The sequence below is a fragment of the Aliiroseovarius sp. YM-037 genome, assembly GCF_048060095.1.
Lineage (GTDB): Bacteria > Pseudomonadota > Alphaproteobacteria > Rhodobacterales > Rhodobacteraceae > JBLUOA01.
On sequence record NZ_JBLUOA010000001.1, the window covers coordinates 726672 to 744058 of the forward strand.

Consider the following 17387-nt stretch of genomic DNA (forward strand, 5'->3'; position numbering starts at 1 on the left):
GGATGACGGGGGGATTACTATGCAATTCGGAAAAGGGTGCCATCTGCACCTGATCGACGGGTCGGCCTTTATTTTCAGGGCATACCACGCGCTGCCGCCGCTGACGCGCAAATCCGATGGCTTGCCGATTGGCGCGGTTGCGGGATTTTGCAACATGCTGTTCAAGTTCGTTGAGGACGCGAAGGGCGATGACGCGCCGACCCATGTCGCAGTGATCTTTGACCATTCGGGCAAGACCTTCCGCAACGATCTTTATGATAAATACAAGGCGAACCGCCCCCCGGCGCCCGAAGACCTGAAACCACAGTTCCCGCTGACCCGCGACGCGACCCGCGCGTTCAATATCCCCTGCATCGAGATTGAGAACTTTGAGGCTGACGACATCATCGCAACCCTCGCCCGGCAGGCGCGGGAGGCCGGCGGGCGTGTGTCGATCATCAGTTCTGACAAAGACCTGATGCAACTGGTCGGCGGCGGGGTCGAAATGATCGACCCGATGAAGGTGAAAAGAATTGACTCCGAGGGTGTTGAGGAGAAGTTCGGCGTCGGGCCAGAACGCGTGGTTGATGTGCAGGCGCTTGCTGGCGATAGCGTCGATAACGTGCCGGGCGCGCCGGGGATCGGGATCAAGACGGCGGCGCTGCTGATAAACGAATACGGCGATCTTGAAACGCTATTGGAGCGGGCGGAAGAGATCAAACAACCGAAGCGCCGACAAGCCCTAATCGACAATGCCGATCTTATTCGCATTTCAAAACAATTGGTTAAGCTGGATCAGGGTATGGAGCTTGACTTCACCCTCGACGATCTGGAGGCGCGAGAGGCTGAGGCGGACACGCTGCTGGGTTTCCTGGCAGAGATGGAGCTTCGCACGCTGTCCAAGCGCGTCGCCGACCAGATGGGGGTTGAGGCGCCGACGATCTCTGACGCGCCCGCCGCCGCCGATGTGGCGATGCCGGACGCCGTGCCGTTCGACGCGGATGCCTATGAATGGGTCAAGGACCGCGCCGCGCTCGACGCGTGGATCGACCGTATTTACGCGCGCGGCTACGTCGCGGTTGATACTGAAACGACCGGGCTGAACGAAATGCGCGCTGGCCTTGTCGGGATTTCCCTGTCGGTTGAACCGGGCGAAGCCTGCTACATCCCCCTGACCCATCTGGCAGAGGCGGGGGATGACCTGTTCGCCTCGGATAAACTGGCTGACGGGCAGATGGATTTCGACGAAGCGCTGGCCGCGCTGAAGCCGATGCTGGAAGATGCGTCGATCCTGAAAATCGGCCAGAACATGAAATACGACGCCAAGATTTTCGCACGCCACGGCATCACCGTCGCACCAATTGATGACACGATGCTGATGTCCTACGCGATGCATGCCGGGCTGCATAATCACGGCATGGATTTGCTGAGCGAGCGGTATCTGGAACACACGCCGATCCCGATCAAACCCCTGCTGGGCAGCGGCAAGTCCGCGATCACCTTCGATAAGGTCAAAGTCGATGACGCGGTGAAATACGCCGCCGAAGATGCCGACATCACGCTGCGCCTGTGGCAAACGCTGAAACCGCAAATGCATCAAAAGCAGGTCACGACGGTCTACGAAACGCTGGAACGCCCGCTGGTGCCGGTGCTGGCGCGGATGGAGATGGCGGGAATCAAGGTCGACCGCGATACGCTATCGCGCATGTCAAACGCGTTTTCGCAAAAGATGGCGGGGCTGGAGGCGGAGATTCATGAACTCGCCGGAGAGACGTTCAATGTCGGCTCTCCCAAGCAGCTTGGTGAAATCCTTTATGACAAGATGGGGATTGAAGGTGGAAAGAAAGGGAAAACAGGGGCTTACTCGACCGGTGCGGATGTTTTGGAAGACCTTGCGACCGAACACGAACTGCCCGCGCGCGTGCTTGATTGGCGGCAGTTGAGCAAGCTGAAATCGACCTATACGGATGCCTTGCAGGAGCATATCCACCCGGATACCGGACGGGTGCATACCTCATACTCCATCGCGGGGGCGAGCACGGGGCGGCTGGCCTCAACCGATCCGAACTTGCAGAATATTCCGGTCAGAACCGAAGAGGGCCGGCGGATAAGAGAGGCGTTCGTCGCTGAAGATGGCAAGGTGCTTGTCAGTCTCGACTACAGTCAGATCGAACTGCGCATCCTTGCCCATATCGCCGGGATCGACGCGCTGAAGCAGGCATTCAAGGACGGGCAGGACATCCACGCCATGACCGCGTCCGAGATGTTTGACGTTCCGATGGAGGACATGACGCCGGAAATCCGACGGCAGGCGAAAGCGATCAATTTCGGGGTGATCTACGGCATCTCGGGCTTTGGCCTTGCGCGGAATTTGCGGATACCGAGAAAAGACGCGCAGGACTTCATCGACCGGTATTTTGAACGGTTCCCCGGCATCCGCGCCTATATGGACGACACGGTGAAATTCGCCAAGGAAAACGGATATGTCCAGACGCTGTTCGGGCGCAAGATCAATACGCCTGAGATTAATGCGAAGGGGCCACATGCGGGCTTCTCAAAGCGGGCGGCGATCAATGCGCCGATCCAAGGGACCGCAGCGGATGTGATCCGGCGGGCGATGATCCGAATGGACGACGCGATTGCCGATCTGCCCGCGAAAATGCTGCTTCAGGTTCATGATGAGTTGATCTTTGAGGTTGAGGAAGGCGCCGTCGATCAAACGATCGAACGGGCGCGGGACATCATGGAAGGGGCCGCGATGCCCGCCGTCAAGATCGACGTGCCGCTGGTCGTCGACGCGGGGCAGGGGGCGAACTGGGCTGAGGCGCACTAGGAATGCCGCACGATCACCGCTATCACGTCGATCCATCAGCCGCCTAGTGCCGGTGCTTTTCCTGCGCGTAGAAATCCGACAGAAGCTTTCCACGTTCCGGTCGGAAGCGGGTGAGGGTTTCCATCCGTTTGATCCGATCAATGCGGAACATACGGAAATCATTGCGTAATTCGCACCATCCAACCAGCGTCCAGACCTTACCCCAGAACCATAGACCCAACGGGCGCACGTTGCGTTCGGTCGGGGTGCCATCGGCATCGGCGTAGGACAGGCGCAGGCGATTATGTGCCTCGGTCGCCGCATCAAGCGCGTCGATGCGCCAGCGAAGTTCGTCGTTCATTTCGGGCATCGACATGGCGTGAACGGGCACGGCGGCGGCACGGTCGCGGGCCTCTTCCGGCAGGACGGCGTCGATCTTGACCAAGGCCTCTTGCGCGGCTTCGGCCATCGCGGCACCGCCCCACGCACGGATCAAGCGTGCGCCGGCGACCAGCGCCGTGATTTCGGCCGTCGTAAACATCAGCGGCGGCAGGTCATAGCCCGCGCGCATCAGGTAGCCGACCCCGGCCTCTCCATCTATCGGGACGCCGGAGCCGATTAGGTCTGCAATATCGCGGTAGATCGTGCGCTCGGACACTTCAAGCTTGTCCGAAAGCGTTTTCGCCGTCGTCAACCGACCGCCCCTCAGCAGTTGAACGATCTGGAAAAGGCGGTCGGCCCTGCGCATGGTCAGGCGGCCTCGAACATTCCGATGGAATTGCCGTCGGGATCGGTGCCGTAGGTAAATCGGCCGAAGGGAATCTTTACGGGGTCGTCGGCCGTTACATCGCCTCCGGCGTCGCGAAAGCGCGCGACGGTCGCCTCGAGCGTATCCGGGACCGCTAGGTGCACGGTCGGGCCGGTTCCGCTGGGTGCGGGCTTGCCCGGATAAAGGTGGCCGCCGATACCGGTCGCAAAGTCGGCTGTTGGCAGCATTGCAATCGGATTGGGGCCGGTGTCGTCGATGCTGAGGTCGTATTGAAAGACCGTGCCGTAGAATTTCATGGCTTTGTTCAGGTCCGAAACGGGGATTTCGGCCCAGACAAGGGCGTGTTGCGGTTTGAAGGTCATCGGCGTGTTCCTTTGTTGTTGATGGAACAGCTATCGCACAGTGCTCCTGACAGCATTGTGTCAGGAGAGTTCAGGAATTTTCGGAAGCCATGTCAGGCCGTCTTCGGTGCGCCCTTTCGGGTGATACTCAGCACTGACAAAGCCGCCGTAGCCGTCAGCGTCGAGTTGGGCGAAGAGTGTAGGGTAGTCGAGGTCGCCGCCAATCGGTTCGTGCCGATCCGGCACCCCGGCGATCTGGATGTGGGCGGTGTGGGGCTTCATCCGTTGCCAGAGGGCAGGGGCGTCGCCGGTCATATTGTGGGCATGGAACATATCGAGCTGGAGTGACAGATTCGGACGATTGACGTCAGAGATGATTTCTGCAGCAAGGTCAAAGTCGTCGAGGAAATAGCCCGCCACGGTCTGTGGGCTGATCGGTTCAATCGCAAATTGCTGATCCGGCGCGTGATCGCACGCATGGCGCAGGTTGTCGGTGAAAATCTTGCGAGCTTCGGGGTCGGACGCCAGCCCCGCCATGATGTGAACGAAGCGCGGGCGCAGGACATCTGCGATGGCGAGCGTTTGTGAGAAGTCGCGGTGAAACTCGGTTCGCGACCGGGCCGCACTGCCCCATGTATCGCCCGCAGGGGTGTTGATGAGGGCCAGCGGGATGCCAGCCGCGTCGAGGGTGCGGCGGAGCGTGGCAGCTTCGTCAAGATCCGGCCAGAGGATTTCAACCGCATCAAACCCCGCGTCGCGGGCGGCGGCGATCCGGTCGACCAACGGGTATTCTGTGAACAGTAGAGTCAGGTTCGCGCAGAAACGGGGCATCCTTACGGCAATTCCGCCGAGGGGATGATCGGAAAGAACGTGCCGGAGGACCAAAGGCCGAACCAGCATTCGCCGTCGTGATCCTCATGACTGCCTATATCGACGAGGCGGTAGAAGCTTTTGCGGTCAATCAACGCTTCAAGGTTGGCGCGGATCAGGATGTAGGGGGATGGCTCGCCCGTTTCGGGGTCGCGCACGACGCGGATCGGGTGGTCGGGGCCAGCGGTCGCTGTGTCGTCCACATGGGTCGTGAAGGTCAGGGTTTGATCGCGACCTTCGCCGGACACCTCAAAATCCACCGCGACAAAGGGGGCGTCATCGACGGTGATGCCGACCTTTTCGACCGGAGTGACGAGGAAATAGTCGTCGCCGTCCTTGCGCAGGATGGAGGAGAACAGCTTTACTAGCTCCTTCCGCCCCATTGGGGTGCCAAGATACCACCACGTCCCGTCCCGTGCGATCCGCATATCAAGGTCGCCGCAAAAGGGCGGATTCCACAAATGCACCGGGGGCGGCCCTTTTTTGCCGGCCTGTTTCGCAGCAGATGCGAGCGTATCCGCCGATGGGCTGTCAGGTTTTTGATTACTCATGGTTTTGTCATTTGTTCTTCGCGGCCATTCGTCCTTTAATGCAAGCATAATCATGCAAAGGGAATCTTGCCATGCCCGAGACTGAAAATGCCCCGGAAAACCTCGTCGCCGATATTGAGGCGTTGGAGGAGAAACTGGCCGCGGCCAAGGCCAGTATCACCGGGCGGTTTATCGGGCAGGAGCGGGTCGTTGATCTTGCCCTGTCAGCGCTGCTGTGCGGCGGGCACGGGTTGCTGATCGGCCTGCCGGGCTTGGGTAAAACGCTGCTGGTAGATACGCTGGCGACGGTGATGGGCCTCAAGGGCAACCGCATCCAGTTCACGCCGGACCTTATGCCAGCGGATATTCTGGGGTCGGAAGTGCTTGATAAGAAGCCGGGGGGGGAGCGGGCGTTCCGCTTTATCGAAGGGCCGGTATTCTGCCAACTTTTGATGGCGGATGAGATCAACCGGGCGTCGCCCCGGACGCAATCGGCGCTGTTGCAGGCGATGCAGGAGAAGGAAGTCACCATAGCGGGCGAACACCGTCCGCTTGGCGAACCGTTCCACGTGCTCGCCACGCAAAACCCGATTGAGCAGGAAGGCACCTATCCGTTGCCCGAAGCGCAGCTAGATCGGTTCCTTGTGCAGATCGACGTGGATTACCCAACGCGTGAGGTAGAGCATGACATCCTGCTGGCGACCACCGGGGTTGAAACCGGGGCGTCGATGCAGGTGTTCACCGATAAGGAATTGCTGGCCGCCCAGACCCTGCTGCGGCGAATGCCGGTGGGTGAACGTGTGGTTGAGATGATCCTTGACCTCGTCCGCGCCTTCCGGCCTGAGGAGGAGAGTGCGCCGGACGCCGTGAAAGCGTCGGTCGCGTGGGGGCCGGGACCAAGGGCGGCGCAGGCGTTGATGCTGACTGTGCGGGCGGCGGCGCTGCTTGAAGGACGGCTTGCGCCTTCGGTCGAGGATGTCATCGCGATGGCCCGCCCGGTTCTGTCGCACCGCATGGCGCTAAGCTTTGCTGCGCGGGCACGGGGCGAGGAGCTTGGCGCGCTGATCGACCGCATCACGGAACAGGTGACGCGGATTGAGGACGCCGCGTGACAACAGCCCGGCACCTCAGACGCGGTGCGGCGGAACTCGCCGCGCCCTTCCCGCCGCTGCTGGCGGAGGCGGAGCGTTTGGCGGCCACCGTCCTGATGGGCGAACATGGCCGCCGCCGATCCGGCATGGGGGATGAGTTCTGGCAGTATCGCCCCGCCGTTGAAGGGGATGAGGCGCGGTTGATCGACTGGCGCAGGTCCGCGAAATCCGATGTTCATTTCATCCGCCAACGCGAATGGCAGGCAGCGCAAAGCGTGCTGATCTGGGCGGACCGGGCGGCATCGATGGGGTTCACCTCGGACAAGGAAATCCCGGCGAAGGGCGCGCGGGCGAATATCCTGACGCTCGCCCTGTCGATCCTTCTGGTGCGGGCCGGCGAACGCGTCGGCATGGCCAATAGCGTTACCCCGCCTCGGTCGGGGGAGCCGCAATTGTTGCGTATGGCGCAGGAACTGACGACGGAAGTGGTCGATGGCGACTACGGGGCACCGCAACTGACCGGGCTGCGGCCCAACGTGCGGGCCGTGTTCCTGTCGGATTTCATGGGCGACATCGCCCCGATTGAGGCCGCGTTGACCAAAGCGGCGGATCGCGGAGTGCGCGGCGCGTTGCTGCAAATCCTCGACCCTGTAGAGGAGGCCTTTCCGTTCAACGGCCGCACCATTTTTGAAAGCATGTCCGGTGCTTTGAAGCATGAAACTTTGAAAGCGGGCGATTTGCGGGACCGATACCTTGACCGTCTGGCGGCGCGGAAGGATGCGCTGTCGACGCTCGCCCGCGCGACCGGGTGGCAATATCATGTGCACCATACCGATCAGCCGGGATCGGCGGCGCTGCTGTGGCTTTACACAGCGTTGGAGCGTGGCCGCTGATGACGTGGACGGTTCCCTTCCTCGGCCCTGTGGGGTTTGTGACTCCGTTGCTTTTATGGGCGCTGGTGATCTTGCCGATCCTGTGGTTGCTGTTGCGGGCCGTGCCGCCCGCGCCGATCAGGCGGCTGTTTCCGGGAGTGATCCTGCTGCTTGGTCTGACCGATGACGACAGCCAAAGCGACAAGACCCCGTGGTGGCTGCTGCTGCTGCGGATGCTGGCGATTGCTGCGGTGATTGTCGGCTTTGCTGGCCCGGTTTTGAACCCGCAGGACGAAACCGAAGGCTCCGGCCCGCTGATGGTGGTGCTGGACGGCACATGGGCCGATGCCGCGGATTGGGAGGCGCGGATCGACCGCGTCGACGGTGTGCTGTCCGAGGCGAGCCGCGCAGGGCGCACGGCGGCGGTGACTGTCCTGACTTCACCCGATGCGGGCGGGCCCGCGTTTCAGTCGGCGGATGTCTGGGTCGGGCGGTTGGCCGGGTTGCAGCCTGCGCCGCATGAACCGGACGCCGAGGTTGTGGGACAATGGATCGACACACTGGGCGACGCTGAGTTCGATACGCTCTGGCTGTCGGATGGGTTGGATCGCGACAGCCGCGATGTGGTGCTGGATGCGCTGGAACAGCGCGGTTCGGTCACGATTGTTGAAAGCGGGCGACCGATCTACGGCATCCGCCCGGCGCGGTTCTCAGATGGGCTGGTGCGGATCGAGGCGACGCGCATCGGGGCCACGACTGCGGCAGATGTCGGCGTGTCGGCCATCGGGCTGGACCCGGCGGGGCAGGAACGGCAACTTGCCCGTGGCACGCTTTCGTTCGGGCCGGGGCGGACCGAAGCCGAGTTACCGCTGAACATGCCGCCGGAACTGCGCAACCGCGTCAACCGCTTTGCGCTGGTCGGGCAAGCCTCTGCGGGGGCGGTAAGCCTCACGGATGATGGCTTGCGGCGGCGGGAAATCGCGCTGATCGCCGGGCGCGGGCAACGAGAGGGGCTTGAGCTTCTGTCGCCGCTCCACTTCCTTGAAAAAGCGCTGGAGCCGACGGCAGACCTGATCGACGGGGCGCTTGCCGACATATTGCTCGCCAATCCAGACGTGATCGTGCTGGCTGATGTCGCGACGATGACCGACACGGAAACCCGCGATATTGCCGAGTGGGTGGCGAATGGCGGGATGCTGCTGCGCTTTGCCGGGCCGCAACTGGCCGCAAGCGATGTCAGTCGCGATGTGGAAGATATACTGATGCCCGTGCGCCTGCGTCGTGGTGGGCGTAGCGTCGGCGGTGCGATGAGCTGGGGCGAGCCGAAGGAATTGCTGCCCTTCGCCGAGGATTCCCCCTTCTATGGCTTGACCGTGCCGGATGAGGTTGTCGTGTCGAGCCAGGTCGTCGCACAGCCCGACCCCGAACTGGCGAACCGGTCAATCGCCGCGTTGGCCGATGGCACGCCGCTTGTCACGCGCAAGCGGTTGGGGGACGGGCAGGTCGTTCTGTTCCACGTCACGGCGAATGCGGATTGGTCGACGCTGCCGATCTCTGGCTTGTTTGTTGAGATGTTGGAGCGGCTCGCAGTCTCTACCCGCCAAACCGCGCTGTCACCCGAAGACATGGAGGGCACGACATGGGTGCCGACGCGGGTGATCGACGCGTTTGGTGAGCTGGCAGAGGTCGGCGGGCTTGCCGGGGTGGCCGGCGAACGACTGGCCGCAGGCGTGCCGGGGCCGGGGATGCCGCCGGGCCTCTACGCCGGGGGGGAGCAAAGCATCGCGGTCAACGTCATCGATGCGGATACCGCGCTAAGCGCCGCAAGTTGGCCCGCGCGGTTGCGCGTCGAGGGGCTGACGATGGCGCGGGAAACGCCGCTGAAGGGGGCGTTCCTGTTGGCGGCTTTGGGGTTCCTGTTGATTGACGTCTTCGCCTCGCTTTGGTTGACGGGGCGCTTTACCGGGCCACGGACGGCAACAGCGGCAAGCGTCGTGATTGCCCTGATGTTCGCCATGCCGCAGGGGGCCGATGCGCAGACCGACGATGAATTCGCCATCGCGGCCACGTCTGAGGTTGTTTTGGGCCATGTCATCACCGGCGACCCGGAAGTTGACCGCATCGCCAATGCTGGCCTGCGGGGGCTGGGCCAAACCCTGATCCAGCGCACCTCGATAGAACCGGCAGAACCGATGCCGATTGATCTGGAAACCGATGAGCTTTCGTTCTTTCCGCTGCTTTACTGGCCGATCACCCGCGATCAGCCCCTGCCAAGCGATGAGGCATACGCAAAGCTCAACCGGTTCCTGCGCAACGGTGGGATGATCCTGTTTGATACCCGCGACGCGGGGCTCGGCTCTGCCGCATCGAATGGTGAGGTGCTGCAACGGCTGGCGCGCCCTCTTGATATTCCGCCGCTTGAGCGGGTGCCGTCAGACCACGTCCTGACCCGCACCTTCTATCTGCTTCAGGATTTTCCCGGCCGCTACAAAAGCCGCGATGTCTGGGTCGAAGCCGCCCCACCCAACGCGGAGCAGGTCGAGGGGATGCCGTTCCGCAACCTCAATGACGGGGTGACGCCTGTGGTGATTGGCGGCAATGACTGGGCGTCGGCTTGGGCGATTGATGCCAACGGAAGCCGTATGTTCCCCGTCGGGCGCGGCTATGCCGGGGAACGGCAGCGCGAAATTTCGCTGCGCTTCGGCGTGAACCTTTTGATGCACGTGCTGACGGGCAATTACAAATCTGATCAGGTGCATGTGCCGGCCCTGCTTGATCGGTTGGGGCAATAGCATGGCAAGCCAAGTCCTACTTGACCCGCTTCTGCCGCTGTCCGTGCTGTATGTGCTGTGCGCCCTAGCGCTCGCCATCGTCTGCTACGGCGCGTGGCGCGGGTTGACCGGCTGGTGGATCAGGGGTGCGGCGGCGGTTGTCCTGCTCGGTGCGTTGTTCAACCCGTCGATCCAGCAGGAAGAGCGCGACCCCCTCACCGATATCGTGCTGCTTGTCGTCGATGAAACCGCGAGCCAGCAGATCGGTGGACGCGAAGTGCAGACCGAAGAGGCGCTGGCCGCGATGCAGGCCAATATCGACGCGCGATCGAATACCGAGGCGCGTGTCGTGACGGTGCGCGATGCTGCGGATGATCGCGGCACGCTACTGATGGGCGCGCTATCCGCCGCGCTTGCGGATATTCCGCGGGATCGGTTGGCGGGTGTCATTGTCCTGAGTGACGGACAGATCCACGACGCGGAATTCGCGCCGAACCTGCCCGCGCCGTTGCATACCCTGCTGACCGGACGGGCGCAGGACTGGGATCGTCGGCTGGTGGTCGAAAATGCCCCCGCCTTCGCAATTATCGGGGAACCCGTGACACTGACGGTTCGGATCGACGATCTGGGCGCTGCGCCCGAGGATAACGCAGTTGCGGCGATGCAAATCTCTGTCGACGGGGCACCGCCGCAGACGGTGAATGTGCCGGTCGGGCAGCCGATGGAATTGCCCCTGACCCTGCCGCATGGCGGGATGAACACGCTGCAGTTCACGACCGCCGAGATGGACGGAGAGCTGACCGACCGCAACAATGCCGCCGTGGTGCAAATCAACGGCGTCCGCGACCGGCTGCGCGTGCTGCTCGTGTCAGGGGAGCCGCATCCCGGTGAACGCACGTGGCGCAATCTGCTGAAATCCGACAGCGCGGTTGACCTTGTGCATTTCACCATCCTGCGCCCGCCGGAAAAGAACGATGGTGTGCCGGTCAACGAATTGTCCCTGATCGCCTTCCCGACGCGAGAGCTGTTCTTGGACAAGATCGATGAATTCGATCTGATTATCTTTGACCGCTACAAGCTGCGCGGCCTTCTGCCGGGCATCTACCTTGAAAACGTGCGCGATTACGTTGACGGGGGTGGTGCAGTCTTGCTGGCGACGGGGCCGGATTTCGCCTCTGCCGACAGCCTCGCCCACTCGGCATTGGCCGAGATTTTGCCCGCGCGACCCACGGCGCGGGTGATCGAAAGCCCGTTCAAGCCGCGGCTGTCCGAGGTCGGCAATCGGCATCCGGTAACAGAAGGGCTCGAGGAATTCGCGCCTGTGGCCGAGGAGGAAGACGGCGCGCCCGGCTGGGGCCGCTGGTTCCGCATGGCAGAGCTGCGCGCAGCAGAACGTGGGCAGGTCGTGATGACGGGCATCGACGATCTGCCGCTGCTTGTGCTGGATCGGGTCGGCGAGGGGCGGATCGCGCTGCTTGGCTCTGACCACAGCTGGCTTTGGACGAGGGGGTTTGAAGGGGGCGGGCCGCAGCTTGAATTGCTGCGGCGGCTCGCGCACTGGATGATGAAAGAACCGGAGCTTGAGGAAGAAGCGCTGTGGGCCGAAGCGCGTGGCCAGACGATGACGATCATCCGCCGCACCCTTGGCGAAGAGGTCGCGGATGTCGAAGTGACGACGCCCAGCGGCGAGGTGCTGACCGTGCCGATGGAGCAGGTCGCGCCGGGCCGGTATGAGGCGACGCTCGCCGGGCCGGATATCGGGCTATATCGCCTTAGCGATGGGGCGGAAGAAGCGGTCGTCGCGCTCGGCCCCTCATCACCCCGAGAGTTTATCAACACCATTGCCACAGGCAATCTTATCGGCCCCGCAGTCGAAGCCGGGCGCGGTGGCGTGGTGCCCATCGAAGACGGCGTGCCTAACCTGCGCGACGTGCGCGCCGGACGCCCTGCCGCCGGGCGCGGCTGGATCGGACTATTGCCCCGGCAGGCATATGTGACGACCGATGTGTCGATCCGCCCCTTCCTGCCTGCGTGGGTCTACGTGCTGCTGGCCGCGGGCCTGTCCGTCCTTGCGTGGCTGCGCGAAGGGCGAAGCTGACAGCTATTCGGGCAGAGTAAACTCCGTTCGATCCTCTGCCCAACCCTCGGGTTTGGTCCGGGCGCGGATATAGACGGTTTCGGTGCCCTCGGGGATCGTGACACCACTGAGTGAGCGGGTGAAGGGTTGTTCCTCAACGTGCGGATGATGAAGGACGCGGGTGCCAAGATCTGTGCCGTCTTCCGCCTCAACCCGCCAGCCATCGGCGTAGTCGTCCCATCCGGTATCGGCATGGCTGAGGGTCACGTTGAACCGCCATTCGTCGCCGGAGCGGTTGGCCTCAACCCGTTCAACAACCGGGGCGTCGGCAAGGGTCGTGGTGGCGAGCACCGTGAAAACGGCAGAAAGACGGGTGATCATGTCAAAGGCTCCTGTGACGGGGTGAGCAGGACGGTGCGGGATTGCGACGCAAATTCCCGCCGCCAGATAACGACGAGGGTCAGCAATACCGCCCCAACAAGCGGCGCGGCCCCCAGAAGCCATGCGAGTGCGGCGAGGGCGAAGTAGATCGACCGCATTCCGCGCGTGAAGCTGCGGGAGGCGGTGATGTTCAACTCTGCCGCTTGCTGGGCACGGGATTGCGCGCCGGGATGGGCGACATCGTTGGGAACAGAGGCCATAACCACAGCGCAATAGCCGAACAACCGGTGCGCCCAGACGAATTTGAGGAAGGCGTTTGCGACGAACAGCAGTATGACGATCAGCTTGATTTCCCAAACAACCGCCGGGCCGGTTTCTAACGTCAGATCGCGCGCGACCCCCAGCAGGCGTTCGGTATTGCCCAGCAGCGCCAGACCACCACCGATTGAGATCATGCAGGCCGAGGCGAAAAAGGTTGTGCCTTCGCGCATCGTAGCAAGGATATTGCTGTCAAAAATGCGGGGATCGCGGGTGACGAACTGCACAAACCACTCCCGCCGATAACGGGCCATCAGCGCGGTGACAGAGGGTTTGTGCGCGCTCGGATTTTCGATGATCCAGCCGATCACGGCCCAGCCCACGACAAGGATCGCAAGCGCCGCTGCGTCGGTGAAGCCGAAATGCTGTAATCGGTCGAGGATTTCCATGCGGCGACCTTATCCAGTTGGGATTTTACTTGCCAGATGGAAAAATTGGTTATATTAGTTTACCAATTATAACAGGAGAGCGCCGATGGAGATGCCAGCCCCCGACCAATCGATCCTGTCCCGCAAGGCGCAGATCGTGGCGAAGTTGCGCTCTGTTCTGCCTGCTGACGCGGTGATCGATGCGGAAGAAGAGGTGCGCGTTTACGAATGCGATGCCCTGACCGCCTATAAATGCCCGCCGCTTTGTGCCGTTCTGCCTGCGGATACTGAAGAAGTCTCCGCCGTTCTGAAACTGTGTTCGCAAGAAGGCGTGCCGGTCGTGCCGCGCGGGTCTGGCACATCGCTTGCCGGTGGGGCGCTGCCGACCGAGGATTGTGTGATCCTTGGCGTTGCGCGGCTGAACGAGGTTCTGGAAACCGACTATCCAAACCGGATCATCCGGGTGCAAAGCGGGCGCACGAACCTTAGCGTCACCGGCGCGGTGGAGGAGGACGGGTTCTTCTACGCCCCCGATCCGTCAAGCCAGCTTGCCTGCGCGATTGCCGGGAATATCGCAATGAACTCCGGCGGTGCGCATTGTCTGAAATACGGCGTGACGACCAACAACCTGCTGGGTGTCACGATGGTGATGATGGATGGTGAAGTGGTTGAGATTGGCGGCGGGCATCTGGACGCCGGCGGGCTTGATATACTTGGCCTGATCTGTGGCTCTGAAGGGCAGCTTGGCGTCGTGACAGAGGCGACGCTGCGCATCCTGTCCAAACCCGAAGGCGCGCGGCCCGTTCTGATGGGCTTTGACAGCAACGAAGTTGCGGGCGCCTGCGTTAGCGACATCATTAAGGCCGGTGTTCTGCCGGTCGCCATCGAATTCATGGACCGGATGCTGATTGGCGTGTGCGAGGAGTTCGCCGGGGCCGGATACCCGGATTGCGAGGCGCTGCTGATCGTCGAGGTCGAAGGCAGCCCGGAAGAGATTGATTTTCAACTGGAAAAGATCAAGGCAATCGCAAAACGCCACAACCCGGTAGAACTGCGCGAAGCCGAAAGCCCGGACGAGGCTGCCCGCATCTGGGCCGGTCGCAAGGCCGCATTCAGCGCGATTGGGCGGGTGTCGGATTATATGTGCCTCGACGGGACGATCCCGGTGTCGAACCTGCCTTACGTCTTGCGCCGGATCGGAGAGCTTTCCAAGCAATACGGTCTGCGGGTTGGAAACGTGTTCCACGCGGGCGACGGCAACATGCACCCGCTGATCCTTTATGATGCCAACAAACCCGGCGATCTGGAAACCTGTGAGTCGATGGGCGCGGACATTCTGCGTTTGTGCGTCGAGGCGGGGGGCTGTCTGACCGGAGAACACGGCGTCGGCGTCGAAAAGCGCGATCTGATGTATGACCAGTTCAGCGCGGATGACATTGAGTTGCAACTCAAGGTGAAAGACGTTTTCGATCCGGGCTGGTTGCTGAACCCGGCAAAGGTGTTTCCGTTGAAGGCATCAGAAGGACGGCGGGTCGCGTGAAGGCGGAGTGGGTCAGGGGGCCTTCTGCCCCCTCTTGCCACAGGCGGCAATTCACCCCCGAGGATATTTTCAGAAAGATGAAACGAGGGTCATATGCGACCGGAGAGTGAAACGGAACTGGCCGAAGCTGTGCGGAGTGCGAATGGCCCCCTGCGCTTGCAGGGTGGCGGCACGCGCCCGATCGGAAACCCGGTTTCGGGGGAGGTTTTGGAGTTGTCCGGGTTGTCCGGCATCACGCTTTATGAGCCGGGTGCACTGACGATGGTGGCGCAGGCGGGCACGTCGCTTGCTGAGGTTCAGGCGGCGTTGGCGGCGGAAGGCCAACGGCTGGCGTTTGAGCCGATGGACCATCGTGGATTGCTCGGGACTACCGGTGAGCCGACGATTGGCGGTGTCGTCGCCGCGAATATATCGGGGCCGCGCCGGGTGCAGGTCGGCGCGTGCCGGGACTTCTTGTTGGGGGTGCGGTTTGTCGATGGTAGCGGCACGGTCATCAAGAACGGTGGCCGGGTGATGAAGAACGTCACGGGCTACGATCTGGTGAAGCTGCTTTGCGGTTCATACGGCACGCTCGGCGCGTTGAGCGAGGTGTCGTTCAAGGTGTTGCCGAAGGTCGAGGTTGCGGGATGTCTGAAACTGGCCGGATTGACCGTGGCGGAGGCGGTTGCCGCGCTGTCGCGGGCGCTCGGCTCACCCTATGAGGTGTCGGGCGCGGCCCATGCCCCCGCCGGGCCTGATGGGGAGGCGGTGACGCTGATCCGGCTTGAGGGGTTTGCGGATTCGGTTGCTTATCGTGGTGGTAAGCTGCGGGAATCGCTGACGGGGTTTGGCGATACCGAGCTTGACCTCGATACAGGGCGGGTTGAGGCGCTTTGGCGCTGGGTTGGTGATGTTGAGGCGTTTCACTTGGGGCAGGGCGATGTTTGGCGCATATCGGTGAAACCCTCGGACGGGTCGGAGGTTGTGTCGCGCCTGCCCGACGCCGGAATCGTGATGGATTGGGGCGGCGGGCTGATATGGGCGGAGGTTGCGGCAGGAACCGACATTCGCGCAAAGCTTCGCGGGGTTCCGGGTCACGCGACTTTGATCCGGGCGGATGATGAGATGCGAACAAAGCTTGGCGCATTTCAGCCGGAGGCCGCACCGCTTGCGAAGATCAGCGCGGGCCTGCGGGCGAAGTTCGACCCGCGGGGGATACTGAACCCCGGCCTGATGGCCCCGGTCGAAGGGGTTTCGGCATGAGTGGTTTTGACCGGGCACCGACAGGCCCCATAGAAAACAATCTGGGGCGCTGACATGCAAACTCACTTCACCGAAGAGCAGTTGAAAGACCCCGGCCTGAACCGCGCAAACGAAATTCTGCGGAGCTGCGTTCATTGTGGGTTTTGCACCGCGACCTGCCCGACTTATCAGGTGCTGGGGGATGAACTCGACTCCCCGCGCGGGCGCATTTATCTGATTAAGGATATGCTGGAGAAGGGCCGCCCGGCAGATGCGAAAACGGTCAAGCACATTGACCGCTGTCTTAGCTGCCTTGCCTGCATGACGACCTGTCCGTCGGGTGTGCACTACATGCATCTGGTAGACGAGGCGCGCGCATATATTGAGCGGACGTATAAGCGGCCTTTCAGCGACCGGGCGCTGCGGTGGGTGCTGGCGCGAATATTGCCCTATCCGATGAGATTTCGGTTGGCGCTGGTCGGGGCGAAGATTGGCCGACCGTTTGCGCGACTGATGCCAGATGCCCGCCTGCGCGCGATGCTTGAGATGGCGCCGAAGAAAATCCCACCCGTTAGTCGCAACGACGATCCGCAGGTGTTTCCGGCGGAGGGCGCGCGCAAGAAGCGTGTCGCACTGATGACGGGGTGTGCGCAGAAGGCGCTGAATACGGATATTAACGACGCGACGATCCGACTGCTGCGGCGGTTTGGCTGCGAGGTTGTGATTGCCAAAGGCATGGGGTGTTGCGGCGCACTGGTTCACCACATGGGCAAGGAAAGCGAAAGCCACGCAGCGGCGGCCAAGAACATCCATGCGTGGATGGCCGAAAAGCGGAGCGACGGGCTGGATGCGATTGTCATCAACACGAGCGGTTGCGGCACGACGGTAAAGGATTACGGCCATATGTTCCGCAATGACCCGCTCGCGGCGGATGCGGCGGTGGTGTCGGAATTGGCGATGGATGTGTCCGAATTGTTGATGGAGCTTGATCTGCCGGAGAGCGCGGATCAGGGCGCGCGCGTCGCCTATCACGCCGCCTGTTCGCTGCAACATGGCCAGCAGATCAAATCGCACCCGAAGACGCTGCTAAAGCGGGCCGGATATGAGGTGGTGGAGCCTGCTGACAGCCATCTGTGCTGCGGCTCGGCCGGCACCTACAACCTGATGCAACCTGAGATTTCGCAAAAGTTGAAAGCTCGTAAAATCAAGATGTTGGAGGCGAAATCGCCCGACATCATCGCGGCGGGCAATATCGGGTGCATGATGCAGATCGGGTCGGGGACCGGAGTACCGATTGTGCATACGGTCGAATTGCTGGATTGGGCGACGGGCGGGCCAAAACCGCCAGCGCTGTCACAAACCGGTGCAGACAGGCCACCAGAGGTACCGATCCTACGTTAAGTTAGCCTTAATCTTGCCGCATCTCTCGGCTACCGATAGAAAAGGT

14 protein-coding genes are annotated in these 17387 nt (G+C 62.1%); 8 read left to right on the plus strand and 6 right to left on the minus strand.

What is annotated here, in order from left to right; genetic code table 11:
- Positions 1 to 19 precede the first annotated feature (19 nt).
- Positions 20 to 2812: a DNA polymerase I gene (gene polA, locus ACEWPJ_RS03515; RefSeq protein ID WP_416510925.1), complete on the plus strand. Its 2793-nt coding sequence runs from the start codon at positions 20 to 22 to the stop codon at positions 2810 to 2812.
- Between the two features lie 43 nt (positions 2813 to 2855).
- Here polA and ACEWPJ_RS03520 read toward each other — a convergent pair whose 3' ends face one another.
- From ACEWPJ_RS03520 to ACEWPJ_RS03535, 4 genes are read right to left on the minus strand one after another with little or no spacing between them, the layout of a single operon-like run.
- Complete coding sequence (locus ACEWPJ_RS03520; protein WP_416510927.1) at positions 2856 to 3539, minus strand: helix-turn-helix transcriptional regulator; 684 nt, start codon at positions 3537 to 3539, stop codon at positions 2856 to 2858.
- Between the two features lie 2 nt (positions 3540 to 3541).
- Entirely contained in the window at positions 3542 to 3922 is a 381-nt protein-coding gene (locus ACEWPJ_RS03525; protein ID WP_416510928.1) for a VOC family protein, read from the minus strand.
- A gap of 60 nt (positions 3923 to 3982) precedes the next feature.
- Positions 3983 to 4732 (minus strand): hydroxypyruvate isomerase family protein, encoded by a 750-nt coding sequence (locus tag ACEWPJ_RS03530; protein WP_416510929.1) that lies wholly within the window; start codon positions 4730 to 4732, stop codon positions 3983 to 3985.
- 2 nt (positions 4733 to 4734) lie between these two features.
- Positions 4735 to 5322 carry a DUF1285 domain-containing protein gene (locus ACEWPJ_RS03535; RefSeq protein WP_416510931.1) on the minus strand — a complete coding sequence of 196 codons (588 nt, stop codon included), beginning with the start codon at positions 5320 to 5322 and terminating at the stop codon, positions 4735 to 4737.
- Between the two features lie 71 nt (positions 5323 to 5393).
- On the opposite strand from ACEWPJ_RS03535, the gene ACEWPJ_RS03540 reads away from it, so the two are divergent.
- Genes ACEWPJ_RS03540 through ACEWPJ_RS03555 form a run of 4 tightly spaced genes read left to right on the plus strand, consistent with a single transcriptional unit; the run spans position 5394 to position 12133 of the window.
- Positions 5394 to 6413: an AAA family ATPase gene (locus ACEWPJ_RS03540; RefSeq protein ID WP_416510933.1), complete on the plus strand. Its 1020-nt coding sequence runs from the start codon at positions 5394 to 5396 to the stop codon at positions 6411 to 6413.
- A complete protein-coding gene (locus ACEWPJ_RS03545; protein ID WP_416510935.1) occupies positions 6410 to 7285 on the plus strand; it encodes a DUF58 domain-containing protein in 876 nt (291 codons plus the stop codon). The genes ACEWPJ_RS03540 and ACEWPJ_RS03545 overlap by 4 nt, the downstream gene beginning before the upstream one ends.
- Positions 7285 to 10056 (plus strand): DUF4159 domain-containing protein, encoded by a 2772-nt coding sequence (locus ACEWPJ_RS03550; RefSeq protein WP_416510937.1) that lies wholly within the window; start codon positions 7285 to 7287, stop codon positions 10054 to 10056. Before ACEWPJ_RS03545 ends, ACEWPJ_RS03550 begins: the two co-directional genes overlap by 1 nt.
- A 1-nt stretch (position 10057) precedes the next feature.
- On the plus strand, positions 10058 to 12133 hold the full coding sequence (locus ACEWPJ_RS03555; protein ID WP_416510938.1) for a hypothetical protein: 2076 nt from the start codon (positions 10058 to 10060) through the stop codon (positions 12131 to 12133).
- Between the two features lie 3 nt (positions 12134 to 12136).
- On the opposite strand, the gene ACEWPJ_RS03560 is transcribed toward ACEWPJ_RS03555, so the two are convergent.
- Together ACEWPJ_RS03560 and ACEWPJ_RS03565 are read right to left on the minus strand one after the other, a co-directional pair.
- Complete coding sequence (locus ACEWPJ_RS03560; RefSeq protein ID WP_416510939.1) at positions 12137 to 12493, minus strand: hypothetical protein; 357 nt, start codon at positions 12491 to 12493, stop codon at positions 12137 to 12139.
- Positions 12490 to 13200, minus strand: a complete 711-nt coding sequence (locus ACEWPJ_RS03565; protein WP_416510941.1) for a DUF599 domain-containing protein — start codon at positions 13198 to 13200, stop codon at positions 12490 to 12492. The genes ACEWPJ_RS03560 and ACEWPJ_RS03565 overlap by 4 nt, the downstream gene beginning before the upstream one ends.
- A gap of 85 nt (positions 13201 to 13285) precedes the next feature.
- Here ACEWPJ_RS03565 and ACEWPJ_RS03570 point away from each other — a divergent pair, with 85 nt between their 5' ends.
- From ACEWPJ_RS03570 to glcF, 3 genes are all read left to right on the plus strand, one after another.
- The gene (locus tag ACEWPJ_RS03570; RefSeq protein WP_416510942.1) at positions 13286 to 14719 is read left to right on the plus strand and encodes an FAD-linked oxidase C-terminal domain-containing protein; all 1434 of its coding nucleotides are present in this window, start codon (positions 13286 to 13288) and stop codon (positions 14717 to 14719) included.
- A 93-nt stretch (positions 14720 to 14812) separates the two neighbouring features.
- The gene (locus tag ACEWPJ_RS03575; protein WP_416510944.1) at positions 14813 to 15961 is read left to right on the plus strand and encodes an FAD-binding protein; all 1149 of its coding nucleotides are present in this window, start codon (positions 14813 to 14815) and stop codon (positions 15959 to 15961) included.
- Between the two features lie 54 nt (positions 15962 to 16015).
- Positions 16016 to 17341, plus strand: a complete 1326-nt coding sequence (glcF, locus tag ACEWPJ_RS03580) for a glycolate oxidase subunit GlcF (RefSeq protein ID WP_416510946.1) — start codon at positions 16016 to 16018, stop codon at positions 17339 to 17341.
- Positions 17342 to 17387 lie beyond the last annotated feature (46 nt).

Excerpts from the sequence above, each read along its gene's own strand:
- polA (WP_416510925.1), top strand. The coding sequence starts at position 20 with ATGCAATTCGGAAAAGGGTGCCATCTGCACCTGATCGACGGGTCGGCC.
- ACEWPJ_RS03520 (WP_416510927.1), bottom strand. The coding sequence starts at position 3,539 with ATGCGCAGGGCCGACCGCCTTTTCCAGATCGTTCAACTGCTGAGGGGC.
- ACEWPJ_RS03525 (WP_416510928.1), bottom strand. The coding sequence starts at position 3,922 with ATGACCTTCAAACCGCAACACGCCCTTGTCTGGGCCGAAATCCCCGTT.
- ACEWPJ_RS03530 (WP_416510929.1), bottom strand. The coding sequence starts at position 4,732 with ATGCCCCGTTTCTGCGCGAACCTGACTCTACTGTTCACAGAATACCCG.
- ACEWPJ_RS03535 (WP_416510931.1), bottom strand. The coding sequence starts at position 5,322 with ATGAGTAATCAAAAACCTGACAGCCCATCGGCGGATACGCTCGCATCT.
- ACEWPJ_RS03540 (WP_416510933.1), top strand. The coding sequence starts at position 5,394 with ATGCCCGAGACTGAAAATGCCCCGGAAAACCTCGTCGCCGATATTGAG.
- ACEWPJ_RS03550 (WP_416510937.1), top strand. The coding sequence starts at position 7,285 with ATGACGTGGACGGTTCCCTTCCTCGGCCCTGTGGGGTTTGTGACTCCG.
- ACEWPJ_RS03555 (WP_416510938.1), top strand. The coding sequence starts at position 10,058 with ATGGCAAGCCAAGTCCTACTTGACCCGCTTCTGCCGCTGTCCGTGCTG.
- ACEWPJ_RS03560 (WP_416510939.1), bottom strand. The coding sequence starts at position 12,493 with ATGATCACCCGTCTTTCTGCCGTTTTCACGGTGCTCGCCACCACGACC.
- ACEWPJ_RS03565 (WP_416510941.1), bottom strand. The coding sequence starts at position 13,200 with ATGGAAATCCTCGACCGATTACAGCATTTCGGCTTCACCGACGCAGCG.
- ACEWPJ_RS03570 (WP_416510942.1), top strand. The coding sequence starts at position 13,286 with ATGGAGATGCCAGCCCCCGACCAATCGATCCTGTCCCGCAAGGCGCAG.
- ACEWPJ_RS03575 (WP_416510944.1), top strand. The coding sequence starts at position 14,813 with ATGCGACCGGAGAGTGAAACGGAACTGGCCGAAGCTGTGCGGAGTGCG.
- glcF (WP_416510946.1), top strand. The coding sequence starts at position 16,016 with ATGCAAACTCACTTCACCGAAGAGCAGTTGAAAGACCCCGGCCTGAAC.